Below are 25,483 nucleotides of genomic sequence, written 5' to 3' on the forward strand. Positions count from 1 at the left end.
GGCATTTTCTGGCTGCCAGCGGGACTGCCATCCGATGCCCGGTCAGGGGCGTTCCATGGTGACCGTACCGGCGTCGCCATCCACGGCGATCCGCTGCCCGCTGCTGAGCCGCTGCGTCGCCACCCCGGTGCCCAGGACCGCCGGGATGCCATACTCGCGGGCCACGATGGAGCTGTGGCTCAGCGGGCCGCCCACGTCGGTCACCACGGCGGACGCCATGGCGAACAGCGGAGTCCACGCGGGAGTAGTAATGCGGGCCACCAGCACCTCGCCGGGCCGCATCTGGCCGAAATCCCCGGGTCCGCGCAGGACGCGCGCCGGTGCGGTGACCTTGCCGGAACTGGCGCCGGCGCCCTTGATCACGTCGCCGGCCTGGTGCTGGGAGCCTGCCGGCATCCACGACCCGAAAGACCGTTCCATCCACTTGCTCTCGGGAAGCATCTGCGGTGCATTCGCCTTCGCCTGGCCCCGCCACAGCATCCGGCGATCCTCGACGGCGGCGGCCCGGACGGGACGGGCAGCTCCCGCAATCACCACGGCGGCCGGAGCCCCGGGCTCGGCGAGACCGAATTCGACGGCGCTCCGCAGCTCCTGGTGCCGGAGCCAGAACACGTCATCCGGCGCCGCGACCACGTGGGAGTCCACCAGGCGCCGGCCGAGTTCCAGCAGCATGCGCCGCATCAGCGGCCAGGCCAGCCCGACGTCGGCCAGCGCGTCTTCGCGTGCGGGTGCCGTTTCCTGGGCCCACTTCAGCAGCCGGTGGAACAGGGCCCGGCGCCGCGGCCCCAGCCGGGCGGCCATCTCCCGGGTCAGTTCCTCCCGGCGTTCGGTGAGCTGCCGCTGCCGCTCGTGCGGGTCCGTGCCCTGCCCGCGCAGGTAGAACTTCACCGTCTCCAGCTGGGCGGACGGGTCGTCGGCCGGCACCGGGGTGGCGAAGTCCAGGTTGTAGACGGCATGCCCGTACAGGTCCAGGTGTTCCTTGAAGGCAAGCCGCCATTCCTGCCACAGGACGTCGTCCACCCCTTCCGGCGCGGCACCGGTGCGCTGGCACCCGGCGAGCTCCGCCGTCGGCCGCTCCAGCAAAGCCGCTGCCAGCGCCGGATCGCTGCGCGCCCAGCCCGCCAGATCGTAGAGGGACTTTTCCGCCCGGATGGGTTCGCTGTCGAAGCCCAGCAGGAACGCCTGGGCCGGGGGATCGCCGTGGCGCCGGACGGCCCTGCCATAGAACGTCCGGAACGAGATCTCGCTCATGGCAGCGAGCGGAATGATGGACTGCACGGCCGTGTAGTACACGGTTCCGGCGTCCAGGAGGGCCTGCACCCCCTCCAGCAACTGCCCGCCGGTGAGCTCCGAGGGGGGTTTCACGGACCAGTCCTTGATCACCCGTTCGTAGCGCGGGTGCGAATAGTCGCGCCACCCGGCGATGCCCATGTGCGCCGTGCCGCGGAACAGCGCCCCCATCGCCGGCACCGTCCGGCCCGTCATCCGCAGCATGGCCCAGTTGCGGTAGTAGTAATAGGCGTAGCCGTTGATGGTGGGGAACCGCACCTCGCCCTCGCGCAGGGAGTTGATGCCCAGCGCCTGGTTCATCAGGGCGGACAGCGAGCGGGACACCGAGCCGTCAATGAGGTCGGCGAAGAGCGGGGAGAGCGGGTCCGGCATCTGCTCCACGATGCTCGCCCGGAAGTAGAGCCCGTTGGGATAGGGCACGGGCCAGGTCTCGGGGACGTCGGCCGCGGGTTCGGGAAGGGCGGTGATGGGCCGGGACTGCAGCAGGAAGAACCGGCCGCCGGCCCGCGCCCATTCGACGTCCTGCGGAGACCCGAAGTGGTCCGCGATCCGCTGGCCGTAGCGGGCCAGCTCCGCAGCTGCCGCGTCATCCAGGACAGGCGCACGACGGCGGGCTTCCGCCACCGGCTGCTCCCGGGTTCCGCTCTCCACGGGAACCGTCATGACCTCCTTGTCGGCTGTCTGCCGCGAGATGATCCTGCCGGTGGCGGACTCAACCACCAGGTCATCGGTGGTCACCGTTCCGCTGACCACGGCCTCGCCCAGGCCCCATGCGGCGCTGATCGCCGTCTGGTCGCGCCGGCCGTTGGCGGGGTTGGCGGTGAACATGACGCCGGCGGCGTCGGCTTCCACCATCTGCTGGACGACCACGGCGAGCCGCACCTGCCCGGGCTGCACACCTTCGCGGGCGCGGTAGGCCATGGCGCGCGCCGTCCAGAGGGAGGCCCAGCAGTCGGTCACGGCTTGGGTCAGGGCGTCCTGGCCGCGGACGTTCAGGTAGGTTTCCTGCTGCCCGGCGAAACTGGCCGACGGGAGGTCCTCGGCGGTGGCGGAGGAACGCACCGACACGGACGTCCCGCTGCCCAGGCGTTGGTAGGCGCCCGCGAGTTCGGTTCTGATGGCCGGTGGCATGGTGCCTTTGCCGAACAGGGCCCGTAGCTGCCCGGAGGCGTGTTCGTAGTCCTCCGGCGAGGCGTCGGGTGGAAGGGAGGCCAGTTCCCGGATGGCCGCATCGAGGTTGTTCCCGGTGACGAATTCCGAGTAGGCGGCGGTGGTGAGGACGAACCCGGGCGGGACCGGCAGGCCGGCCTGGATGAGGCCGCCGAGGCCCACCGCCTTGCCGCCGGCTGTGCCGAGGTCGTCCCGGCCCACGTCGCCCAAGTCCTTGACATAGGTCATGACTGTGTCCCCCTGCCGCGCATCGCCGTCGGCCGTTTCAGACGGCACACCCGCCTGCGTCCCGGGAGCCGTCCTCCTGCAATTGACATGTTCCAGCCTGTGCCGCGGCGCCGGGACCCAGCTAGGGCCTAACGGCCTTCCGGAAGCGTCCGCATACCCCTAATCGCGGTGTTGCCACGGCGCCCGCCATTAGGTATCCCCGCGTATTGACTGCCTGTAGCCGGAGGCATACTTTCGGCCTTGTCGGGGCCGGACATCCGTAATCCGCGGAACGTGGCGCCGTCGCATGCACATGCCAGGGAGGAAAGACCATGCCGAAGTATTTGTTTGAAGCAACGTACGTGGGCCAGGGGATCAAGGGGCTGATGCAGGAAGGCGGTACCAAGCGGCGTGATGCCCTGGCGGAGGCCTTGAAGTCCGTGGGCGGCTCGCTGGAGAGCTTCTATTACGCGTTTGGCTACTATGACGTCCTTGGCGTGTTCGAGGCGCCGGACGATGCAAGTGCCGCGGCACTGTCGCTGCTGATCAATTCGACCGGGAACGTCAACGTCCGCCTGAAGCCGCTCCTCACCGCGGAAGACCTGGACGAGGCCGCCAAGAAGACGCCGTCGTACCGGGCCCCGGGACAATAGGCGGGTTTGCAGCTTTGCAGTGGGCCGGCGTCGGGGAATTTACGACGGCGGCCCGCCGGCTTGGGCGTTCCACCCAGCTTGGGCCCTAGGGCAGGGCCGGATGACCGAAGGAGGGACGCTGGCCGGAGCGGTAGGCGGAGTCGATGATGGGCTCGAGTTCGTCGAGCACGGTGTGGTTTCCGGGGAGAACCACATGCGCCAGGAATTCCGATTCAAGCGTGGCAATGCCGGCTGCCGCCGCCCCGAGTTTGGCGTCGATGGCCAGCGCCAGGGCATGCCAGGATTTGCGGTTGACGCGTTCCAGGACCTTGGCGTTCGCTTCGTGGAGCCGGCTGTCCGCGATGTCCCCGCGGATGGCCAGGGCGCCTTCAGACTGCAGCAACTGCATGACGATCCGGAACTGCCTGCCATCGCCCTTGAAGGCGACGGCGCCCAGGCTTCCCCGCTGGCTGAACATGATGTCCGTTGCCCCGTAGTTCTCGAGCGCCTGCCTGATGTGTTTCCGGGAAACCTCGCTGCTGTAGGAGTCACCCCGGGTGTAAGGACCTGTCATCTTCTAACTATGCGCCCTTTTGGCGGCGTGCGCGTACGCGCACCACGGCAGGTGGGGCTATTCCGCGGTGCCAAAGACTTCTGCGACCGGCGGAGCGCCCACGGTGTGGACCGCAGGTAGGATCGGAGGATTGCCGCGGGGGTCGGCAATACGTTTGGGGGAACACCGTGATGCATCTGCCGCTCCGCCGTGCCGCAGGCGCGGCCTTTTCTGCCGGGATGGCACTGCTGGCCAGCGCCGCGCTCATGCTGGGATCCGCCGTCGTAGCCGCCCCCGCGTCCGCGGCCGATCCGAAGGTGATTGGCGCCGTCGGCCAGCCGCTGGGTATTGCGTCCGGCCCGGACGGCACGCTGTACGTCAGCGACTACAACTGGGGCGGCGGCGTCAGCGTCTACAAGCCGGGGGAGACGGTGCCGTCCCGCACCATCACCACCGGGCACTTCCCCACCTCGCTGGCCGTAACGCCGGACGGGACGCTGTACGTGGCGCAGAGCAATGGTGCGCAGTCAGAAATCGGCGTGGTGGCGCCGGGCGCGGACGAAGTCTCCCTGGTGATGAAGCTTCCGGCCGGCACGCGCTGGTTGGCCGTGGGGCCGGAGGGATCGCTCTACGTGGTCAATTCGGACCAGAACTCGGTGTCTGTGGTGAAGCCGGGCGATGCATGGGTGCAGCGGATTATCCAGGCCGGGCCGTATCCCGTGAAGGTGGCCCTGGCCAGGGACGGGACGGCCTATGCCACCAACCAGCTGGCCGGCACCGTCACCGTGGTTCCGGGCGGTGCGCCGTGGCCGTCGCACACGATTGATGTGGGTGCCAGGGCCGAGCCGCACGGGATCGCCGCGGCGCCGGACGGGACCGTCTATGTGGCCAACATCCTCACCAACGATGTTGCGGTGATCGAGCCCGGCGGCACAACCGTGGAGCGGCGGATTCCCGTGGGCACTGCGCCGCAGGAGGTGCTGGCCGCTGCCGACGGGACCGTCTACGTGACCAACAGCCTGGACGACACCGTCTCCGTCATCCCCGCCGGGGCGGCGACTGCCGCGCATACCATCGCCACCGGGGACGATCCCGCCCGGATGGTGCAGCGGAGCGACGGGCCCGTGGTGGTTGTCAACAGGAAAAGCAGGTCACTGACAGTGCTCGACGGCGGACCGGCCACCGGAGCGGCGCCCACCACGGGCGGGGGAGAGCCAGCAGCAGCAGCAGCCGACGGCGGCGCATCAGATGGTGCCGGGTCGGAAGGTGCCGACATCGCCCAGGGATCCTTCGATGTGGCACTTCCGGCCGTCGCCGCCGGAGCGGGCGCCTTTTTCCTGGGCGGCGCCGCCTTGCTTGTTGTGGTGCTGCGCCGCCGCCGGAAGGTCAGCGGGGCTGACGGCGCCGAGGTGTGGGCGCTGGACTAGCCCAAGCGCTCCGGCTGATGCGCCGGGCTGACAGCGTCCGGCTTCTGGTTGCTCTGCGCGTAGTACGACCTCAGGCCATGCTTCACGCCCAGCCGGATGATCCAATACAAAAGAGTTGCGCCAAGTGCCACAGGCACAACCATTACCGCCGCATTCAACAGCATCCACGCAATATCCACAGTGTCCCCCAATGTGAGTTTCTCCAAGCCTCTCACGAGTGGTACCTCCGGGAAATTCAAGGCCCGTGCCATGGATCGTCGGGAGCACCCCGGAATTGAGTTCCGGGAGTAGCACCTTTGCCCTTGCCTGCGTGTTCCCATTCGGTCCGCGACAATTGGGCTACTGTCGCGACAAACGCCGTCGCGCTGTGTCGAAGGAGAACCTTTGGAAATTGCAACCACCGCCTCCAGTTCAATCGTGGGAAAGCTCCTGGAAGAAATCTCATGGGAGAAAGCACGTGACTATAGAGCCGGCGGCCAGGGGCGTGAGAATGTCCTTACGGCAGAAGTGCTGGTGGGCCTCGACTTCCTTCCCAGGACCCACTTCCTGGGAAGCATCCTGAGGTCTGCCCATGGAGCCGATGATGCCCGCAACAAGCTTGCAGCAGAGGCCGAGAATTTGCAGATGCATTTTCTTCCCGGCGACTTCAATCTCGGTGCGGGTGGCGGCAAAGCCCAATTGACAGTCCAGCCGGACGCAATCTTTGAGACTCCAAGCACGTACACATTGGTTGAAGCCAAACGCATCAGGTACGGCAGTTTTCAGCCCGAACAATTGGCACGCGAATACATCACCCTAATGTCCAAAACCGGGCCCGCTGCTCCTGTGCTTTTTCTTTTGGGTGCAGCCCCGCCGGTTCGGGTCAAAGGCCTTGGGCAACTTGAGCTAGCCGAAGCCGTAGGCCGCTTCCTCGGCCCCGTGCTGGAACGTGTCGCCGACGTATCCCTTCCGTCTGAATCCGAGCTGATGGCCCGCCTACCGGAGGTTTTCTGTTGGATCTCCTGGCCGGAACTGGACGGCTGCGTCCGGGAAGCGGCTGCTACTTATTCAGCTGGCCATCCATCCGGTGATGCTTCGGTACAACGCATTGCCGTCTTTGTTCAAAACGCCATTGCCTGGCATGCCTGATTTTGCAGCGGGACCTGACCGTGTATCTGCCCTGACGAAGAGGAAGTAACCGCGGCTTCATCAAGTGTGCTTGGAACGGCTTTCCTTGGCCGCCGTCGTGGGCGCTCCAAACTCGGGATGGGCCAGGCGGCGGAGCAGGGATATGGCATCGTCGACGGGCACAGGCTGGAAGAACTGCGCGTCGGCGAGTTCGACGGCGGCGATTGCGAGTGGCGCCAGCTGGGCTCCGGCGTCGGTGACGCGCAGCAGTTTGGCACGGGTGTCCTCCGGATCGACTTCCCGTTCGATGAGTCCTTTGGCTTCCAGCGCGCGCAGGACCTGGGAGGCCATCTTGACGTCGGTGCCGGCCTGCCGTGCCAGGGCCAGCTGGTTCGGGTGCTCACCTTGGTTGTTGAGCCACCAGGCGCAGGCGAGCAGCACGAATTGGACGTGGGTCAGGTCGAGCGGGGCGAGTGCTGCCGCAATGTCCCGCTGCCAGCGCAGCGTGGTGTGCCAGAGCAGGAATCCGGGACTTTCGCCGGGGCTGAGGGGCATCAGCCGCCGGCCATCCTGACCAGCGCGGCCATGGTCTCGGGCCAGTCGGCAGTGATGCCGGGTCCAATCTGCGGGCCGGCTTCGTCGGCGCCGTCGCCGGTGATCTCCATCCGGTACACCACCCGGTTCCGGTTGGGTTCGATGGTGTCGATGCGGTGGGTGGTCCTTAGGAGAAGGTCGCCGAAGCGGGCCTCGTCCACGAACCGTTCGTTTTCAATAGCTTCGGCGATGACCAGCGGGATGGGATCGTCACCCGGGGGCGTCATCAGGATCTGCGAGCCAGCGGCGAACGGGCCGTTGATCTCGATCTTCTCGATCTCCCCGTTCCAGGCGCCCCAGTTCTCGACGTCGGACCACAGCCGCCAGATGGACTCAGGCGTGGCACTGGTTTCAATGCTGTTCTCGTATTCCCACATGGTGGCCTCCTCGGCAGATGGTCTATACGAAGATTATCTATGCACAGACTATTTCTGTACAGAGGCAACCCGTGCCGCTCCTGTATCCTGACATTTAGGTTCAAGGGCTTCAGCGCCCCATCGACCATGCCCGGTTTACTGCCGGATGTCGGTCTGGAATCCTGGCCCTCCGCTTTGGACGTCATCGAACCGCCGCTGCAATCGTCAGGATCCGATTGCCCAATATCTTGGAATGGATCTTCATCCCTACTGACACCCCAGCTTCCGCGGGAATCCCTCTCGCCGTCCCCAAACCTTCGCGCACTGCCGCGGTGGATGAGTACGTGAACTGGGTTGAGGCTGGCGCCGGCATGACCGCGCGGTGGCGCTCGGCCAATGGCAGGGCGGCGCCGGGGCGCGTGGAAGTGGTGGACGACTCCCTCACAGCCGATGCTGCGTACCGCATGGCATCACAGGGGACCGCGATGCTCTGGCACGGCGACTTCCACAACGCCCGGCAGATCCTCAACGCCCTGGACCGCCGGATAGGTACCGGAAAGAAGTCCAGGGGAACCCCTGCCGAGCAGTTCTACCGGCACCGGCAGTCCGCCTCGCACCGTGCACGCATTCTGGGCCTGCTGCTGATTCCCCTTGCCCCGGGCGCCGTGGTGCCGCTGCGTCGCGCACCGGACATCCGGGAAGCCGCCGTGGAGGCGTACGGAGACATCGGCGAAGCGTCCGTGGTGTCCCTGCATGAGCTTGTCGGGGCAATCGGCGCCCACGAATGGCGCCGGACCGGCGTCTACGTCGAGGCCCTGCAGGACCGCGTCCACCCGCACTACGGCACGTTCTTCCCCACCCGCAGCGAGTATGTGGACCTGGTGGCGGCCGCTGCACTGCCCTCCGATACGCTGGCGTTCGACGTCGGAACCGGAACCGGCGTGCTCGCCGCCGTCCTCGCGCGCCGTGGCGTCCGCCGCGTGATCGCGACCGACAACGAGCCGCGTGCCATCGCCTGCGCCGCGGAGAATTTCCGGAACCTAGGGGTCCAGGACCGCGCGGAGGCGGTCCTGACCGACATGTTCCCGCCCGGACGGGTACCGCTGATCGTGTGCAACCCGCCCTGGATTCCGGCCACACCGCATTCCAGCCTGGACAGCGCCGTCTACGACCCCGGGAGCAGGATGCTGTTCCGCTTCCTGAACGAACTCCCCGGCCATCTGGAGCCGGGCGGTGAGGGCTGGCTGGTCCTGTCCGACCTGGCCGAGCACCTCGGCCTCCGCTCGCGCGAGGACCTGCTGGCCGCCGTCGAAGCCGCCGGGCTGAAGGTGACGGAGCGGCTCGACACCAAGCCAACGCATCCGAAAGCTTCGGACCGCGACGATCCCCTGTTCGCGGCGCGCTCGGCCGAGGTCACATCATTGTGGCGGCTTGTCAGCCGCTAGCACCAAGGGATGTGCCCCACGAGGCGGGCACGGCGCGGCCCTGCGCTAATTGGGTGCCGTCCCGTAATCGGTCAGGCCGTTCCTGATCGCGAACAAGGTGGCCCCCACCCGGTTGGTTGCACCGATCTTGGTGTAGATGTGCTCCACGTGGTTGCGGACGGTTTTCCGGGAGAGGAAGAGGCTGTCCGCGATCTCGGCCGGAGTCATGCCGCGGCAGAGCATGCCGAGGATTTCCACTTCCCGCGGGGTGAGCCCAGCCGCGGCGGCATGCGAACGGCGGGGCTGCTGGCCGGCCGCCACGAGCACGGCCTCCACTGCTCCGGCGGCGAGCCTCCCGGCTGAAACTTCCTGCCGGAGACGGGCGGCCGCATCGACCGGCGTCAGAGCGGGCCGGTGCGGGCGTGGCTCCACGGAGGCATGGTAAGAGTCAGCTGCCGCCAGGATCCGCTGCTTGATCCCCAGCTCGTTTCCGCCGATCCCTCGTGGATAGCCGGACCCGTCCAGCCGCTCGTGGTGTGTGCCGGTGAGGGCCGTCTCGCCCTTCAGCCCGGGAACGCGGCTGAGGATCCGTTCGCCCAGGAACGGGTGCATGCGGATACGTTCCAGGTCCAGCGCTGAGAGGGGCTCCTTCTTGTCCCACACCTGGTTGGACACCCCCAGGCGGCCCAGGTCGTGCACCCAGCCTGCGCGGCGGAGCTCCGTGACGTCGTCCGCCGGCAGCCCATGCTCCTCGCCCGCGGCGGCCGCCAGGGCCGCCACCGCGCGGGAGTGTCCGGCCGTGTAGGGGGACTTGAGGTCTGCAAAGTCGCCGATGGCGCGCAGCACTGTATCCAGCTGGCTGCCCGACAGGGGAGCGTCAGTGGGAGCCAGGTCAAGGGCCGCCTGCCAGCAGTCGACATCGAGGAGTCCTTCGGTGAGTGCCTGGGCCTGGTCGATGAACAGCCCGGCCAGTGCGGGATCGAACTGGCTGCCGCGGCGGGCCCGCACCATGGCCACCGCGCCGGCCACTCCTTCCCTCCGCAGGAAGACCTCGGCCGTATCCGCCAGGTGCATGATCCGCATCTCCAGTGGAATGTCCGCCCCCGCCACCCCCTCCGGGAGGCCCTTGCCGTCCCACCGCTCAAAGGTGTGGGTGAGCAGTCCTGCCACGCCGTCGTCGAGCCCTACACTGCTGGCCAACACCCCGGCCGAGACGCAGTGCGAGGCAATCATGGTCCGCACCGCCCCGCTGCCGGTCGCCGCGAAACGCGTCCAGCGGGCAACGCGGGCCAGCGGCGGGAGGCCGGCGCCGGCGTGGCTGAACATGCCGGCGTACATGGGCAGGCCATGCTGGTCTCGGTCGTAATAGTCGGCGCGGAAGGCGATGTCGTCCGTGAACAGCGCGGCGAGTTCAAAGGAATCCGCGTGGCAGCCGATCCAGGCCAGCTGGTTGGCGTAGTAGATCCTGCCCTGGCCTGCGTCGTCCACGCCCGCAGCCCCGGCGATCCGCAACGCCAGCAGGGACGCACGCAGCATGTGCTCCATCGGTTGCCCCAGCCCCAGGTCGATGGCGAGCGACAGCGCGGCCAGGACTTCGCTGCGCCGGGGCGCAGCCGGTGACTGCATCACACCTGCCATTCTAGGAAGCCGCCGGCCACGGCAGTAGGGACCACGCGTGCGGCTCTTATGCCGTCTGGTTCTTCCCGGTCCGTGCCTGGACGGGGCCTGGTCCGGCGGATTGTGCGGTGGACGGGAACCTGACGCCCACCTGCGCTCCGAACAGTCCACGCTGTGGAAGCCAGAAGTCCGCCAGGTGGTCCTGGACCGGCAGTGGGCCCGGAACTCCGGCATCCTCATCCCGGATGGTGGCCTGGGAATCCGTCACGAGCCACAGCTGCCGCGGCTGGGCCTGGAACGTCTGGCCATTGGGCACAACGCCTGATACTTTCATCCTGCCCGCGCCGAGCAGCGGGCCGGCGAATGCCCCCATGGCCCGGAGCACCAGCTCGTTCCGCCACAGGCTTTCCGGCATCCGCACGGCCATGGCGGTCAGCATTGTGGTGGCCGCGGAGGTGCCCAGCTGCAGGTCCCAGTCGAGGACTCCCGGGACCGTGATCACGGCGGTGAAGGGCCCGCTCCACTGGATGTCGACGTCGGTCTCCACCGTATGGTGGACGGCCGCCCCGAAGTAGCGGGCGCAGCTGAACTCGGGCGCGGTGTTGGCGTAGATGGTCCACTCGCCGCCGGGCGTGCGGTGCCAGACGGAGCGGTAGCCGGGGCCGACGGAGCTCACCGGGAAATCCCGGAATGCCAGGTAGTGGCCGCTGGTGAAAGGCAGCCCCAGGACGGCGTAGCCGGCGAAGTGCTCGGCGGCGTCCTCGGGAAGGTCGGCAAGTTTGGGTGTTGCCTCTGCTGATGACTGCGGCTGGTAGATGGTCATGGCCGCCTCCTTTTCTCTATGAGGCGAGACTATGACCGGGCCGCAGCAGCGGCATGGGGCAGTTGCCCCATTTAGCATCGGCTTTTACGCGGCGCCGATGGCGTCGAGCCACTCCTGAAACGTTTGGCGTCCGACGGCGGAACCCGGCGGCGGGATAAGCCCGCCGTTGCGCATGGCCTTGCCCATGGGGCCGGGCACCCGGAGCGGAACGATCAGTTTTTTCTGCCGCGTCTTGGCCAGATAGGCCGCCACCAGGCCCTTCAGGTGTTCGGTCCGCGGGCCGCCGAGGTCCGGAATGCGTCCCTTCGGCCCGGACTCGGCCGCATCTACCAAGGCTGCGGCCACCTCCTTTGCTGCCACCGGCTGGGTGACCATCGTGGGCACGAAGACCAGCGGGCCCACTGAGGCGGCCTTGATGGACATCGGTACGAACTCGTGGAACTGGGTGGACCGGAGGATGGTCCAGGGAATGCCGCCGTGCCTGACTTCGTCCTCCTGCACCAGCTTCCCGGCGTACAGTCCCGAGTTGGCCTTATCGATGCCCACAATGGACAGCACCACATGGTGCTTTACGCCGGCCTTCTTCCCGGCAGCCAGCAGGTTCTGGGTGGCGTTGGTGAAGAAATCCACGGCTTTCTTGGTGGACAGGACCTGGATGCCGGAGACGTCGATGACGGTGTCGACGTCCTGGAGTGCCTGGTCGAGGCCGCGCCCGGTGATGAGGTCCACCCCTTCGGCCCGGCTGAGACTGACCACGTGGTGTCCGCGCTCGCTGGCGATAGCCACAACGTGGCGGCCCACTGTCCCGGTTCCCCCTGCAACGGCAATCCTCATGCAAGGAATCCTATGCCGGGTGACTGACAAAGCTGCTGGTCTTCCGTTACCGATAGGTCTTACCCCGCCACCGCCGCCTTCGCTGCCCGCGTGGCGTTCATCCACTCGGTCAGCCACGGCGCCCGGATGCTGGACGTGATCCGGCACTCGGCCACGAAGGTGCCCTTGGCGCCGGCGTCGATCCAGTCCTGCAGCGCGCACAGGTCACTCAATGAGCGGATGACAGCCGAGTCGGCCCCAACGCATGGCCCGCGGCGATAGCGGTTTGGTCCACGTCCCAGGCCGGCCGCAGGCGGTGGGGGCGTGGTGCTTCACGGCGGACGTGACTGTCACTGCGTGCTTTTGCACCAACCGGTGTCGCCCGCAGGCCAGACGAGCATGGTCCCAAGTCATGCCCAACAATAAAGCAAGGCCTCCGGCGACTGCCGGAGGCCTTGCTTTATTGTGGACGAAGCTATTTGACGGCGACGAAGACCTTGTCGGCGATCATGCCCGGCCGGACGGCGAGAACACCTTGGCCAGCTGTGGCTGTTGGTACTTGAATGGCGATATTGCCTGTTGCAGTGCCCCCCTTGTAAAGGGTGCTCGTAGTGTCGATATGCTCGGGTGCAACGGCACTGTTATCGAGTCGATTGACGGTTTTTCCATCGGGGGTGACGTAGTCGACCGAGACAAAAGCAGGCATCTGCCCATTTGCCTCATCGCCGAGATAAGTTGCAGAGTAATTCACCAAGATGTACTCGGTGCCGGCGACCGGGGGTTTGTTGAATTGGTTAGCCGCGACAACTGCATCCGAAGCAGCAAGCCTGACCGAGTTAATCACTACCCGCCAATCCTTTGACTCCACGACCGAGCCGATTGGAGAAGGATTTTCACGTGTTCCGGTCTTGGCGGCGGGCTGTGCTGCTGCTGGAGCAGCGCTACCTGCTTCAGCGTTAGGTGCCGAAACTTTAGTGTCGCCTCCGCCGAAGGCGTCCTTGGCCGACGATGCGACAACGGAGAAGAAAACAGCAAAGCCGACGATGGTTCCCACGATCGACAAGATCAGGGCTGTGATGCCCATTCCCTTGGCTTTGTCTTTCAAGAAGAGGGAAACAATTGCCAGGATGAACGCAATGGGCAGCAAGACCCAACCGATAATGAGAGCGCCGGGGATGCACGCAAAGATGAAACCGACAATTGCGGCAATAAGTGCGACGAGCCCGATGACATTTCGCTGCTTTTTGCCTTCGCGTATTCTTGAGGGCCTGAAGCGCCTTGTGGACCGTAGTTCGGCGGCATAGGAGGAAATTGCGGTTGCTGGTGGGGCGCAGTCTGCTGAGAGCTCGCCCCCGGAAGCTCTGGTGTAGTCATGTCATGATGATGTCAGAATAGTTGGATTTCCGCATTCATGACTTCCAAATTGAAAATTGTTAATCCAGTGTGAGTTTCGACCATATTTCTGCGGGTCAGCTCCTGAAACCAATGAATCTTGTCTTAATGCTGTAGCGATAAGTGGTCTTTCCTTGCGAAATCTTGCAAAGATCTTGATGTAATTTTGCAGAATTCGCCGGAGTTTGACCGGGACGAGTCCATCATGAACAAGGAAGGCCAGCCCCAAGACGGAGTAGCGAGGCTCTGCGGATAGGCCAACCTGGCTATCCCGCCACAGCTGCCTTCGCAGCCCTCGTCGCGTTCATCCACTCGGTCAGCCAGGGCGCCCGGATGCTGGAGGTGATCCGGCAGTCGGCCACGAACGTTCCCTTCGCGCCGGCGTCGATCCAGTCCTGCAGCGTGGACAGGTCACCAAGCGAACGGATAACCGCAGACTCGGCACCCAGCGCCCTTGCAACCCCGCTGAAGTCCACTTCCGGGATCAGCATCGGCTTCTCCGTCAGGCCCTGCGAGCCGTATTGGTGGATCTCGGCCCCGTAGGCGGCGTCGTTGTAGATCACCACGATGGCGCTGCGAGCTGCACCGATAAGCGATTCAAGATCCGACAGGCCCATCAGGAAACCGCCGTCGCCGGAGGCCAGCACAAGGGTGCGGCCGTCCTCCAGCGCATGGGCGGCCCCGACGGCGCTCGCCAGTCCCAGCCCGATGGTCTGGTAAGCGGTGCCCACCATCACCAGGTCCTGCGGCCGCGGGATGTTCCAGTACATGGGCGCCCAGCCGATGAAGTGGCCGCCGTCCTGGACCACCGTCCGGCGCTCCGGCAGCACAGCGTCAAGGGCGGTGGCGAGGGCGCGCGGGTCCAGCCGGCCATCCTCAGTCTCGGCCGAACCCAAATCATGCCCCGGCCCCGCAGCCAGGCGACGAGAAGCTTCCGCGCGCCAACCAGCCACAGCAGCCTCGCCGTCCAGCAAGGACAACAGCCGCGCAGCAGCAACCTTCGCATCTGCCTGAACGAACAGGTCCACCCGCGGGTTGGTCGGCTGCAGGGCGGTGTCGATCTGGATGACGGTGCTGTCCGGGCCCAGCAGGTGCCCGAACCGCATGGTGAACGGGCTGAGGCTGGCGCCGGCCACCAGGACCACATCGGCCTCGCCCATGAGCCCGGCCGAGGTGTCGGTGCCGAAACCGCCGGCAACGCCCAGGTACCCCTCGCCATTGAGGAGGTTGAGGGCCAGGGCGGTTCCGGCGGTCAGTGCGCCGAGCCGATCGGCGAGTTGACGGAGCTCCGGGCCGGCTCCGGCCAGGTGCGCGCCTCGGCCGGCCAGGATCAGCGGCCGCCTGGCACCGGCGAGAAAGCGCGCAATCTGCCCAAGGCCGCCGTCGACGTCGTCCGTCACCTGTGGTGCCGCCGGCTCCGGAAGGTCCTCGTCCCCGGTCTCGAGCGCGGCGAGGTCGTACGGGATGGCCAGGACGACGGCGGTGCGCCGGGTGAGTGCGTACTCCACCGCCTGCCGGGTGATGGCGCCCGCGGCGTCGCGGGTGACGGTGAAGGTGGCCGCGCCTAGGCCTGCGGCGATGGCCGCCTGGTCCACGTCCCAGGGCCGGGCGCCGGTGGTGGGGGCGTCGCCGGTGACCAGCACCACCGGGATCTGCGCCTGAACCGCCTCGGCGAGGGCGGTGAGCGCGTTGGTGTAGCCGGGGCCGTAGGTGGTGGTGCCCGCGGCGAGCCGTCCCGAGGTGCGGTAGTAGGCGTCGGCAGCGGCGATGGCGGCGCCCTCGTGCCGGACGGCGGTGAAGCGGAGGCCCTGCTGCTCGGCGGCGTCCAGGAAGTAGACGTTGCCGTTGCCCATAACGCCGAAGACGTCGCTGACATAGCTGCTGAGAACCTGCGCCACGCGGCGGGAGACGGTAAGTGAAGTCATGCAGGCATCGTGTGGCCTGCATCTCACGTTTGCAATACCGCGCGATGCAGCTGGGATTTTTGGCAGCAGGAGTGCTGGAAAGTGACAATACGCCCACCTGTGGTGCGTATCACGCCTCCCGCTCAACGAGTGCCCGGAACGTCTCCAACTCACCCTTGAAGCTGCCCCGGTACGAGCCCGTCGCGAAGATCCAGCCGAAAATCGCGGACACGAACCCGCGGGTCGTGAACACCTGGTCAATGCGGGTGCCCACGCCATCGGGGGTGAAGGTCACGTCCGACTCGCCCTTCAGGATGGCGTTGCCGAAGCGGGTGCGGATGTGGCGGGGCCGCTCGGCCTCGAGGACTTCGGTGCGGCTCATCATCCGCCCGAACTGCACCGTGTAGCGGCTGCCGGCCTCACCGGCAGGGCCAACGCGGTCGGTGACGCCGGTGACGCCGCCGATCCACTCATGGAACCTGTCGGCATCGGTCCAGGTGGCGAAGACACGCTCCGGCGGCGCTGCTGCAAACGTGGACAGCCGGAAGGTTGGCATGCGTTCAGTATGCTCTCACCGGCACGCGGAGGCGAGGGTAGCGGCTTGCCCCTCCCGCCGGGGAGGCCACAGCGGCGTACGCCACCGGATGCGGTCAGTCCGCCGGCCGCGCTTCCTGCTCGGACAGCCGGCTGATGAGGCCGTCGTAGCGGGGCGGCATGAGCTCCAGAATGGAGATGGCTGTGCTGGTCCGCTCGATCCCTTCGATCTCCAGGATCTCGTTGGTGATGCGGTAGAGGTCGGCGGTACCGCGCGCAACCACCTTGGCCATGAGGTCCGCGTCGCCGGTGGTGGCGTGCACCTCGATGACCTCCGGGATGGCGGCGAGCCCGTTCTCCACCGAGCCGGTCCGCGTCTGGCTGATGGACAGCGAAAGGAAGGCCATCAGCTCGTAGCCGAGCGCGGCGGGGTCCAGCCTGCGGCTGAAGGAGCGGAGCGCGCCGCTGCGCTCCAGCCGTGCCAGCCGGGCGTGGACGGTGTTGCGGGCGACGCCGAGGGTCCGGGAGAGTGCCAGGGCGCTGGCTTCGGGGTCCTTGTCCAGGGCAAGGATGATCCGGCCGTCCAGGGAATCAAGGGTGCGAGAGTTTGCGATGGTCATATTTTCACCAGAAGTACTAGAAGTTGAGCAGAAGTCCCAAGCACCGGAGCCTACCTTGCATTGTGGTCCGGGTCACTTCCATGATCGGACTTCATGACCAGTGATCAGCTCGTGGCCGCCCCCGAAACTGCGTTGCCCACCTTGCGCGGCGCGGTGACCGGGCTTCCGTCCTACGTCCCGGGGCGCCGCAGCCTCGGTGCCGACATCGCCGCCCTCGCCAGCAACGAAAGCCATTACGACCCCCTGCCCGCCACCATTGCTGCGGTGGCCGAGGCGGCCGGCAGGATGAACCGCTACCCGGACATGGCCGCCGTCGAGCTCCGCGAACGGCTGGCCCGGCACCTGGGCGTCACCGCGGAGGAGGTGGCAGTGGGGCCCGGCAGCGTGGGCGTCCTGCAGCAGATCATCACCGGACTGTGCGACGCCGGGGATGAGGTGGTGTTCGCGTGGCGCTCCTTCGAGGCGTACCCCATCCTGGTGGAGCTGGCCGGCGCCCGTGCGGTCCGCATCCCGCTGGACGACGCCGAGGGCCACGACCTGGACGCCATGGCCGCCGCCGTCACCGACCGCACCAAGTTGATCCTGCTTTGCACCCCCAACAACCCCACCGGAGTGCCGATCAGCCACGACCGCCTCGAGGCCTTCCTGCAGTCCGTGCCCTCCAGCGTCCTGGTAGTGATCGACGAGGCCTACGTGGAGTACGCCGACGCCGGCCCCGACTCCCTGGCGCTCTACCGCCGGTACCCGAACGTCTGCATCCTGCGCACCTTCTCCAAGGCCTACGGGCTCGCCGGACTGCGCGTCGGGTACGCCATTGCGACGGCGGCAATCGCCGAGGGGTTGCGCCGCACCGCCCTGCCGTTCTCGGTGAGCGCGCTGGCGCAGAAGGCGGCCATCGCGTCGCTGGACGCGGGGGAGGAGATGGAAACCCGGGTGGCCGCCGTCAGGCAGGAGCGCGCCCGGATGGCTAAGGAGCTGGCAGCCCAGGGTTGGAGGCTGCAGCCGAGCCAGGGCAATTTCCTGTGGATCCGCGCCGACGGCCAGCTCCTGGCGAAGCTGGTGGACGCCTTCGACCACGCGGGCATCCTGGTCCGCGCCTACCAGGGCGACGGCGTGCGGATCACCGTTGCTGATCCCGACTCCAACAACCGCGTGCTCCGGCTCCTCGAAGCCCACGCGGCCTGAAGTTTTATCCCCAACAGTTCGACCTACAACTAAGAGGAATCCCCATGGAACAACAGACAAAGACGTCTGCCCGCCCACTCGGCGCAGCCCTCAAACCCCGCCAGCTCACCATGATGGGCCTGGGCAGTGCCATCGGCGCGGGCCTGTTCATCGGCTCCGGCGCGGGCATCCAGGCCGCCGGCCCGGCGGTGCTGATCTCCTATCTCGTGGCCGGCACCCTCATCATCCTGGTGATGTGGGCGCTAGGAGAGATGGCTGCGGCCAACCCGGACAGCGGCGCCTTCTCGGTCTACACCGCCAAGGCCTACGGGCCGGTGGCCGGCGCCACCGTCGGATGGCTGTGGTGGCTGCAGCTGGTGGTGGTCATCGCCGCCGAAGCGCTCGGTGCGGCAGGCCTCCTGGCCACCATCTTCCCGGCCCTGCCGGTGTGGCTGATGGCGTTCGTGTTCATCGTGGTGCTCACCGCCGTGAACCTGACCAGCGTCAAGAACTTCGGCGAGTTCGAGTTCTGGTTCGCCCTGCTCAAGGTGGCGGCGATCGTCGGGTTCCTGCTGGTGGGCTTTGCCCTGCTGTTCGGCTGGCTGCCGGGCGTGCAGTCGCCGGGCCTGGGCAACTTCATGGGGGCGGGCTTCGCCCCCAGTGGCTTTGGCGGCATTGCCACGGCGCTGTTCGTGGTGGCGTTTGCGTTTGGCGGCACGGAAATTGTGTCCGTGGCGGCAGCTGAGACCGCCGAGCCTGCCCGCAGCGTGAAGAAGGCAGTCCGGACAGTGCTGTGGCGGATCCTGGTGTTCTACATCGGCGCCATCTTCGTGATCGCTGCTGTGGTTCCTGTCGGTTCGGCGGGGCTGAAGAGCCCGTTCGCCGCGGTGCTGGATGCCGCCGGCATGCCCGGCGCGGCGACTGCCATCACGCTGGTAGCTGTGGCGGCACTCCTCTCCGCGCTCAACGCCAACCTTTATGGAGCCTCACGAATGGCGTACTCCCTGGCGGAACGCGGTGAAGCGCCGCGTTGGCTCGCTTCTGTGTCCAAGGCCCGCGTTCCGGTGGTTGCGGTCCTGGCCAGCGTTGCCTTCGGCGTTGTCACGGTGGTGCTGGAACTGGCCTTCCCGGAGAAGGTTCTGCCCGTCCTGCTCAACATTGTTGGCTCGACCTGCCTGCTGGTGTGGACGTCCGCGATCCTTGCCCAGCTCGCCCTGCGTCTCCGTGCCGACCGGGACGGAACGCAGCTTCCGCTGCGGATGCCCGGCTTCCCTTGGCTGACTTCCCTTGGCTTGGTCATCCTGGCGGCGATCTTCACGGTCGGCTTCATCGGCGAGGATTCCCGTCCGCAGCTGCTGAGCACTTTCGGTCTCGTGGCGGTTCTTGCAGTGGGGTGCTGGTTGAACCACCGTAAGCGGGATGCTCGGCCGGGTGTTGAATCTTTGGACGGCGACAAGCAGCCGGCGCTCATCGGCTAATTCAGGCGGCTTTGACTGCTTATCGGTTTCGTTCATGTTGAGGGGCCGCCTGGCTTTGGCCATGCTGCCCCTCAATTCTTGAAGCGTGTAGTCAACAACCCGAGACCGGTAACGCCGAGCGGTCTTTTATCCTGACAGCGAAGCCACGCTCAGGAAGCGGCCATCATTTGTCTCGTAGTGTGGTCCCCCTATTGAAGCACCGGCCTCAATTTCGTCCAGCCATAAACTTCAACTGCCGCGCGACGTCGCTTAGTTGGCCGCCGCAGTCCCAAAGCCAAGGATCCCCGCCGCCGGGTCGCACTTCGAGCCACCATGTCTCACCCGAACCTGCTCCTGTGTGTTGCCCCTTAGTCCCTATGACGTGTGTGTCCAAAACATCTTTCGGAATCAGCCAAGCGTGCATATCAAAGGGTGCCAGGCCGAAGCACAGGCAATAGTCGTAGTCGCCTTTCCTTATCTGCTGGAAGCGGTAATAGCCTGTGTCCCACAGCATGGAGAATTTGACCTGTATAAGGGCGCCATCCAATTCCAGATAAATTTGGTTGTCTACTGAGACCTGCCGTGTGAACGCCCCGTATAAGGCTGCCCAAGAAGAAATCAGTTGGCGCGCGATAGAGCCCTTCGTTGCTGGAGGCTGGGTGAGAACCCACTTAAATGGGCTGCCCTCCCAGACCTCGGTTCTTGGATACTGCGCTTCCATTCCCTGGAGGAGCTCCCCTAGGTAGTCAAAGTCCCTCTTGGACGAAACATTAACCATCAAAACCCCCAAATGCTAAATGGTGTAAGGAAGCCACCGCCAATTGTGCGACCTCGAGTGGCTCCTCCCACTCTCGACCCGATGGAACGTTTGGTCAACCCTTCGTATGGACTCATGGGAAACTGCCTGGTGGTGTTCAAGCCGATATCCCTCCGTTGTCCTCAAAGGTGGTCAAGGCCCTCGGCGAACATTTTTCGCGTTGTATGGAACTTGCTCACGGTGACGTGGTGATTGGTCCAGATGGGTTACGCCGGTCCGTCCTGGATGAAGACAAGGTCGAATGAAAAAGCTGTTGGTGCATAGCTGCAGTACCTCTACGGCCGGCAACTTAATGTCGTCATTTTCCTGAAGCTGTGGCAACCGGCTCAAACGGCCAAGGTTGCGCCGGCTCTGCTGGTTAGATTGGAGTGCGGCTAAGGGGCGCTCGTTGCGGGCAAGGAGTCCGCGTTGTTCGAGATCTTTCGACTCCCTGCCGCGGGGAAGGCCCCAATACCGCACCCCGCCGTAGTGCCAGAGGCAATCGATGAAGGATGCACGCTTTGTGATACTGGTGACACGCTCGAATTCCACCGAGTCCTCCAGTTCGATTGGTACGATCCTCACATGGAGTTCGCCGATGCCCGTGGGCAGAGGGCACCCCGGCTTGCCGGCGGGCGGGTTCAATGCCCGCACTCCATACCTAAAGAGTGGGGCGGAAGTTGAAAACGTATCTAAGTTGGTCAGTGGTATACGCGCACGATGCTGACCTGGATATAGGCCACTCAACGTATTTCAAGCCTGAGATCACAGGCTCGCCTTATACATCGCTAAAAGTCCCATCGCTGCTGTGCTACATCGGTACAAGGCTCAACCCGACCCAAAAATTGCATGTAGAGATCAAGAGAAGATTTTCCGACTTAAAGCTCGTCGGAAATAACCCCAGGTTTCCATATAACATTGTGATGGCCGACGGGTCGCGGATGCAGATCATGTTCTCGGTACTGGTATTCCAGCCCAGAATCATAAGCTTTTCGTTCAAGACCGTGGGGCCCATACCTCACTCCCTTCGAGAGCTGGCCGCCAACCCGGAGATCTTAAACTTCCGAGATAACACAATGCTGAACGAGCTGTTGATCCAGGTAGTCAGTTTACTGACTGGTGGTGAAAGTATGCAGGCCGGCAGCCTGAAGTACGATCATTTCCCTATCCTCGACATACAAGATATTGAGTCAGAGCATTTTCCCTCATGGCAAGAACAGTTTAGACAGCCGCTTACCAAGATATTGATCCGGAGCATGAGTTCTGGTGCCGTTCGCGACGAGTTAGTCCAAAAGCTCTTCATGAAGTCCGAGCAGTTCAACTACAAGTCTTCGGAAGAGTACTTGTTGGTCGATAAACAAGGAATACTGATGTTATCGGCGCCGGTTAGGTCGAAAGCCAATAAGCGTGCTAGAACAAAGACGTTGAAGAGCGCGACTCACCTGGCATCCTTAGCGCAGATTTATCGGGCATATTTGGTGAACTTTATCGGTCTTCGCGTCGACCACCAGTTAGGTGCGGACTTCATTTTGAGTAGGATACAACCCTGGTGCCGTCATCCAAGTGCTGTCTTGAATGCCAGCGTAACAAATATGCATTTGTGGGACTTGCTTTCGTCCGAATATCTCGTGAATGAACTTTTTGACATGCTCTCTGAGCGTTCCTATATCAGCAATGCTCTTGCTTTCAACGCTGAATCTTTCGATACCTATGCTTTGAAAGCTTCTGCAAGTCGTTCTTGGTTCGATGAAGTTGGCGCTGGTGTGGCACATGCCTGATTTCATCGGGATCTTTCTGGAATGGCTGGGGTCGGTTGCGGCGCTCATCAGCAGTCTGACGCCGGGCGATTGGCCAACAGGAATAGGTGCCGCTTTTGCCGGTGCCGCCGCTCTCCTCGCTCTCAAAACACTGCGGTCTCAACAGCGGGAAACGCGTAAGCGGAATACCTTCGACCGACGTCGGCAAGCCTCTCAAATCGTTGCATGGATTGAAAGTATCGAGAGTACTGCCCCCTTTACAGGCAGCTCTTTCGGTAGCGGTTCGCAGCGAAAAATGCTCCGCGTCGTGAATCCATCGGGGACACCCGTTTTTTCGGTTGAAATCGACGTGTACTCGGAAGAGGGCGAAATTTTAGTGCGATGGCCTCAGTCCCTATTGCCGCCCCTCGAAGGATTTCGCGAAATGGAAATTTCTGAGTATGTTTTCGAAAAAGGTGAATGCTCGGTGAGCATCTGCTTTGTGGATGCAGATGGCGTCGCCTGGAACCGTGATCGCAAAAACCACCAGCTTTCGGAGGATATCGCTTCTTAGTGGACTCCCGCCCGTCACTCACCAAGCAGTCCCTGGACACTGGAGATTACACCTAAATGCCATGACTACTGTAGGGAGGGGGCGGCTAGATGAGCGATAGGCTGTATGAGGGTCTATATGAGGTCCTCAGTACGAGTTCTCTTCGTAACGCGTTGGATCACAGGAGCGAGCTCCAGGCGGAATTTGCGGAAATAGGCGAGGAGGAAGTCCCGGACATCCTCGCCCGCCACATCGCAAATGCCGTCCGGCATTCCCTCACCGCTATCAAGCCGGCCGACAGGGTCCGTCTCGCAAACAAAATATTGCGGGATCTGGACGTTTCCGAGCTAATAGACAGCGGGCCCGCGCAGCTTCAATCCCTCTACCGCCCGGACACTCTCAAGCGCCGGCAACTCCGCCGGCCCACTACCAGGTTGTCCGACTCCGCGCTTCTCACTAACAGCAAGGACGAACCCAACCTGGCCGCGGAACTCCGGGCCGAGATTGAGTCCGCCAATACGGTGGACCTTCTCTGCGCCTTCGTCCGCTGGACGGGCCTGCGGCTCTTGGAGCCTGCCCTTGAGCAGCTCAAGGAGCGCGGCACCAAGCTCCGGGTCATCACCACAACATATATGGGTGCCACCGAACGCCGCGCCATTGACGAGCTCGTCAACCGGTACGGGGCAGAGGTAAAGATCAGCTATGAAACGCAGGCAACTCGGTTGCATGCCAAAGCGTGGCTGTTCCGCCGCAACACGGGTTTCGACACGGCCTACGTCGGCAGCTCCAACCTGAGCCAGGCCGCACTCCTGGACGGGCTTGAATGGAACGTCCGCCTCAGTTCCGTCGCAACACCCGCCCTCCTGCAGAAGTTCGAGGTCACCTTCGACAGCTACTGGGAGCAGCGGGCTTTCCAGAGCTACGACCCGGAGCACGACGGTGAAAAGCTGGACGCCGCATTGGAACGCAACGGTGGCCGACGAACCGCCGCCCCGGATGCTGCCACCGGCCTTGAGGTTCAGCCGTTCCTCCATCAGGAGGAGATGCTGGAGGATCTGGAAGCAGAGCGCCTCAAGGGCTTCAACCACAATCTCCTGGTCGCTGCCACCGGAACCGGCAAAACAGTCATCGCAGCGCTGGACTACAAACGGCTAAGCGAAGCTGCCGGCGGAGACCTAAAACTGCTCTTCGTCGCTCACAGGCAGGAGATTCTCAAGCAGGCGATGCGCACCTACCGTGACGTCATGCAGGACGGCGCCTTCGGTGAGCTCTATGTGGGGGAGCACAAGCCGCGGGAGTGGAAGCACATCTTCGCGTCCGTCCAGTCGCTGTCATCCCTCGGCATCGAGCAGCTGGAGCCGGACTTCTTCGACGTCGTCGTCATCGATGAGTTCCACCACGCCATGGCGCCCACGTACCGCCGCCTGCTGAACCATCTGAAACCTCAGCAGCTTCTCGGACTTACGGCGACTCCGGAACGCGGCGACGGCGTCGACGTCGCCAAGCAGTTCTTCGACGGACGCACAGCCAGTGAACTGCGCCTCTGGGACGCCCTGGACGCCGACCTGCTGGTGCCGTTTCACTACTTCGGCGTCTCTGACGACGTCGATCTCAGCCAGTTGGACTGGAAGCGCGGCAACTACGACACCACCCAGCTCAGCGCCCTATACACCGGCAATGATGCGCGTGCCGCCAAGGTAATCCGCGAACTCAGGGACAAGGTCACCAGCACCGACCAGATGCGGGCCATCGGCTTCTGCGTCTCCGTCCAGCACGCCCGCTACATGGCCGAGGTGTTCAACCGGGCCGGCATTGCGTCCACCGCCGTCGACGGCACCACGGACAATGCTGACCGCGAGGAAGCCCTGCGGCGCCTGGGGCAGCGGGAGATCAACTGCATCTTCGCCGTCGACCTCTTCAACGAAGGGCTGGACCTGCCGCAGGTGGACACCATCCTGCTGCTCCGGCCCACGCAGAGTGCCACGGTCTTCCTCCAGCAGCTGGGACGCGGGCTGCGCCGTGCCGAGGGCAAAGCGGTGCTGACGGTCCTGGACTTCATCGGCCAACAACGCCGTGAGTTCCGCTTTGATCTGCGCTACCGGGCGCTGACGGGTTACGGCCGAAAAGAACTGGAGAAGGCTGTCGAGGACGAGTTCCCGTACCTGCCGTCCGGCTCGCAGATCGTGCTGGACCGGGTGGCGCAGAAGGTGGTGCTGGACAACATCAAGGCACAGCTGCGGTTCAACCGGGCACAGCTGGTCCGGGACATCGCCTCGTACGCTGAGACCGAGCTGGAGGCCTATCTGGAGCGGTCGGGGAATGACGTGAAGACGATCTACCGTTCCACCAGGGACTCGTGGACCGGCTACCTCCGCCAGGCAGGGCTGATCGAAGGGTTCTCTCCCCTGGAGACCGTACTCCGCGGGAAGATTGAGGAGCTGTCGAACGCGGAGGAAAGGAAGCTGCTGGGCCGTATGGCCGCGCTGATTCACGTGGACGATCCGGAACGCGCCGCCGCCTATTCCATGCTGGTTGCCCCCGACGCACCCCGCTACGCGGATCTTGGCATGCGCGAGCAAGCTTTCGCGCGCATGCTTTTTTTCACGCTGTGGGATGACGGCGGCGGGTTTACAACGTACGACGACGGCCTGGACCACCTGCGCGGGTACCAGTTCGTCTGCCGCGAGATAAACCAGGTGGTGAAGCTGGGGGTGGCCGCGTCAAAACATGCAGCGAAGAGCCTCGGAGCTGGGTTGCAGCACATTCCGCTGCTGTCGCATGCCACATATCGGCGCGAGGAGGTCCTGGCGGCATTGCAGTACGGCTCGCTGGAGCAGGGCAAGAACGTCCAGCATCGGGAGGGCGTTGCATGGTGTCCTGCAACCTCCACGGACGCCTTCTTTGTCACCCTGAACAAGGACGACAAGAAGCATTCAGCGACCACGATGTACAAGGACTATGCCATTAGCCCCGAGCTGTTCCACTGGGAGTCGCAGAACGCGACCTCACCCAGCAGTCCCACAGGACGCCGCTACCTTGACCGGACTTCGCATGGTTCGAAGGTTCTGATCTTCACCAGGGACACAGCGGACGACGAGACCGGACTGACTGTTCCCTACACCTGCCTTGGTCAGGTGGACTATGTGCAGCACTCGGGCGAGAGGCCGATTGCCATCACCTGGAAGCTGCACCGACCGATGCCCGCCGATGTGTATGCCACAGCCGCTGCCGTTGCGCAATAACTGAAACGCGAGGGACATGGCCCGCTTTCTCCCCTTTGCACATGTAGATGGTTAGATGTGTCTTGACCCTTG

At 64.6% G+C, this 25,483-nt stretch carries 23 protein-coding genes; 9 read left to right on the plus strand and 14 right to left on the minus strand.

Translation table 11 applies throughout. The features are described from left to right. Positions 1 to 42: 42 nt before the first annotated feature. Complete coding sequence (locus tag ACEN9K_RS06350; protein WP_495635378.1) at positions 43 to 2,736, minus strand: PEP/pyruvate-binding domain-containing protein; 2,694 nt, start codon at positions 2,734 to 2,736, stop codon at positions 43 to 45. A gap of 263 nt (positions 2,737 to 2,999) precedes the next feature. Between ACEN9K_RS06350 and ACEN9K_RS06355 the strand changes: the two genes are divergently transcribed. After that, complete coding sequence (locus tag ACEN9K_RS06355) at positions 3,000 to 3,320, plus strand: GYD domain-containing protein (RefSeq protein ID WP_495635379.1); 321 nt, start codon at positions 3,000 to 3,002, stop codon at positions 3,318 to 3,320. Positions 3,321 to 3,405: 85 nt separating this feature from the next. Here the strand turns inward: ACEN9K_RS06355 and ACEN9K_RS06360 are convergent, their stop codons facing one another. After that, positions 3,406 to 3,873 (minus strand): hypothetical protein, encoded by a 468-nt coding sequence (locus ACEN9K_RS06360; protein ID WP_495635380.1) that lies wholly within the window; start codon positions 3,871 to 3,873, stop codon positions 3,406 to 3,408. Positions 3,874 to 4,043: 170 nt separating this feature from the next. On the opposite strand from ACEN9K_RS06360, the gene ACEN9K_RS06365 reads away from it, so the two are divergent. Next, positions 4,044 to 5,279 (plus strand): Vgb family protein, encoded by a 1,236-nt coding sequence (locus tag ACEN9K_RS06365; protein ID WP_495635381.1) that lies wholly within the window; start codon positions 4,044 to 4,046, stop codon positions 5,277 to 5,279. Here ACEN9K_RS06365 and ACEN9K_RS06370 read toward each other — a convergent pair. After that, entirely contained in the window at positions 5,276 to 5,443 is a 168-nt protein-coding gene (locus ACEN9K_RS06370) for a hypothetical protein (RefSeq protein WP_495635382.1), read from the minus strand. The genes ACEN9K_RS06365 and ACEN9K_RS06370 overlap by 4 nt on opposite strands. Before the next feature lie 220 nt (positions 5,444 to 5,663). Here ACEN9K_RS06370 and ACEN9K_RS06375 point away from each other — a divergent pair, with 220 nt between their 5' ends. Beyond that, on the plus strand, positions 5,664 to 6,407 hold the full coding sequence (locus ACEN9K_RS06375) for a hypothetical protein (protein WP_495635383.1): 744 nt from the start codon (positions 5,664 to 5,666) through the stop codon (positions 6,405 to 6,407). A gap of 60 nt (positions 6,408 to 6,467) precedes the next feature. On the opposite strand, the gene ACEN9K_RS06380 is transcribed toward ACEN9K_RS06375, so the two are convergent. Together ACEN9K_RS06380 and ACEN9K_RS06385 are read right to left on the minus strand one after the other, a co-directional pair. Continuing rightward, positions 6,468 to 6,941, minus strand: coding sequence for a MarR family winged helix-turn-helix transcriptional regulator (locus tag ACEN9K_RS06380; RefSeq protein ID WP_495635384.1), 474 nt, complete (start codon positions 6,939 to 6,941; stop codon positions 6,468 to 6,470). Next, entirely contained in the window at positions 6,941 to 7,357 is a 417-nt protein-coding gene (locus ACEN9K_RS06385) for an SRPBCC family protein (RefSeq protein WP_495635385.1), read from the minus strand. The genes ACEN9K_RS06380 and ACEN9K_RS06385 overlap by 1 nt, the downstream gene beginning before the upstream one ends. Before the next feature lie 350 nt (positions 7,358 to 7,707). Between ACEN9K_RS06385 and ACEN9K_RS06390 the strand changes: the two genes are divergently transcribed. Beyond that, entirely contained in the window at positions 7,708 to 8,781 is a 1,074-nt protein-coding gene (locus ACEN9K_RS06390) for a methyltransferase (protein ID WP_495635685.1), read from the plus strand. 45 nt (positions 8,782 to 8,826) lie between these two features. Here ACEN9K_RS06390 and ACEN9K_RS06395 read toward each other — a convergent pair whose 3' ends face one another. The 8 genes from ACEN9K_RS06395 to ACEN9K_RS06430 form a co-directional block, all read right to left on the minus strand. Then, on the minus strand, positions 8,827 to 10,386 hold the full coding sequence (locus tag ACEN9K_RS06395; protein ID WP_495635686.1) for an HD domain-containing phosphohydrolase: 1,560 nt from the start codon (positions 10,384 to 10,386) through the stop codon (positions 8,827 to 8,829). A gap of 58 nt (positions 10,387 to 10,444) precedes the next feature. After that, positions 10,445 to 11,200, minus strand: coding sequence for a hypothetical protein (locus ACEN9K_RS06400; protein ID WP_495635386.1), 756 nt, complete (start codon positions 11,198 to 11,200; stop codon positions 10,445 to 10,447). Positions 11,201 to 11,284: 84 nt separating this feature from the next. After that, positions 11,285 to 12,034 (minus strand): SDR family oxidoreductase, encoded by a 750-nt coding sequence (locus ACEN9K_RS06405; protein WP_495635387.1) that lies wholly within the window; start codon positions 12,032 to 12,034, stop codon positions 11,285 to 11,287. A gap of 59 nt (positions 12,035 to 12,093) precedes the next feature. Next, a complete protein-coding gene (locus ACEN9K_RS06410) occupies positions 12,094 to 12,246 on the minus strand; it encodes a hypothetical protein (RefSeq protein ID WP_495635388.1) in 153 nt (50 codons plus the stop codon). Positions 12,247 to 12,488: 242 nt separating this feature from the next. After that, a complete protein-coding gene (locus ACEN9K_RS06415) occupies positions 12,489 to 13,160 on the minus strand; it encodes a hypothetical protein (protein WP_495635389.1) in 672 nt (223 codons plus the stop codon). Between the two features lie 511 nt (positions 13,161 to 13,671). Further along, on the minus strand, positions 13,672 to 15,330 hold the full coding sequence (locus ACEN9K_RS06420; protein ID WP_495635390.1) for a thiamine pyrophosphate-binding protein: 1,659 nt from the start codon (positions 15,328 to 15,330) through the stop codon (positions 13,672 to 13,674). A gap of 109 nt (positions 15,331 to 15,439) precedes the next feature. Beyond that, positions 15,440 to 15,865 carry an SRPBCC family protein gene (locus ACEN9K_RS06425; RefSeq protein WP_495635391.1) on the minus strand — a complete coding sequence of 142 codons (426 nt, stop codon included), beginning with the start codon at positions 15,863 to 15,865 and terminating at the stop codon, positions 15,440 to 15,442. A 94-nt stretch (positions 15,866 to 15,959) separates the two neighbouring features. Then, complete coding sequence (locus ACEN9K_RS06430) at positions 15,960 to 16,463, minus strand: Lrp/AsnC family transcriptional regulator (protein WP_495635392.1); 504 nt, start codon at positions 16,461 to 16,463, stop codon at positions 15,960 to 15,962. A gap of 93 nt (positions 16,464 to 16,556) precedes the next feature. Between ACEN9K_RS06430 and hisC the strand changes: the two genes are divergently transcribed. Both hisC and ACEN9K_RS06440 read left to right on the plus strand, forming a co-directional pair. Continuing rightward, on the plus strand, positions 16,557 to 17,648 hold the full coding sequence (gene hisC / locus ACEN9K_RS06435; RefSeq protein ID WP_495635393.1) for a histidinol-phosphate transaminase: 1,092 nt from the start codon (positions 16,557 to 16,559) through the stop codon (positions 17,646 to 17,648). A gap of 44 nt (positions 17,649 to 17,692) precedes the next feature. Beyond that, a complete protein-coding gene (locus tag ACEN9K_RS06440; protein WP_495635394.1) occupies positions 17,693 to 19,105 on the plus strand; it encodes an amino acid permease in 1,413 nt (470 codons plus the stop codon). Between the two features lie 205 nt (positions 19,106 to 19,310). Here the strand turns inward: ACEN9K_RS06440 and ACEN9K_RS06445 are convergent, their stop codons facing one another. After that, positions 19,311 to 19,805, minus strand: coding sequence for a hypothetical protein (locus ACEN9K_RS06445; protein ID WP_495635395.1), 495 nt, complete (start codon positions 19,803 to 19,805; stop codon positions 19,311 to 19,313). Positions 19,806 to 20,584: 779 nt separating this feature from the next. Between ACEN9K_RS06445 and ACEN9K_RS06450 the strand changes: the two genes are divergently transcribed. The 3 genes from ACEN9K_RS06450 to ACEN9K_RS06460 all read left to right on the plus strand — a co-directional run bounded on the left by ACEN9K_RS06450 (position 20,585) and on the right by ACEN9K_RS06460 (position 25,411). Next, positions 20,585 to 21,658, plus strand: a complete 1,074-nt coding sequence (locus tag ACEN9K_RS06450) for a hypothetical protein (RefSeq protein ID WP_495635396.1) — start codon at positions 20,585 to 20,587, stop codon at positions 21,656 to 21,658. Then, positions 21,651 to 22,190, plus strand: a complete 540-nt coding sequence (locus tag ACEN9K_RS06455) for a hypothetical protein (protein ID WP_495635397.1) — start codon at positions 21,651 to 21,653, stop codon at positions 22,188 to 22,190. Before ACEN9K_RS06450 ends, ACEN9K_RS06455 begins: the two co-directional genes overlap by 8 nt. A gap of 89 nt (positions 22,191 to 22,279) precedes the next feature. Continuing rightward, positions 22,280 to 25,411, plus strand: a complete 3,132-nt coding sequence (locus tag ACEN9K_RS06460; RefSeq protein ID WP_495635398.1) for a DEAD/DEAH box helicase — start codon at positions 22,280 to 22,282, stop codon at positions 25,409 to 25,411. The last annotated feature ends 72 nt before the right edge of the window (positions 25,412 to 25,483 follow it).

The sequence above is a fragment of the Pseudarthrobacter sp. Pseusp20 genome, assembly GCF_059492155.1.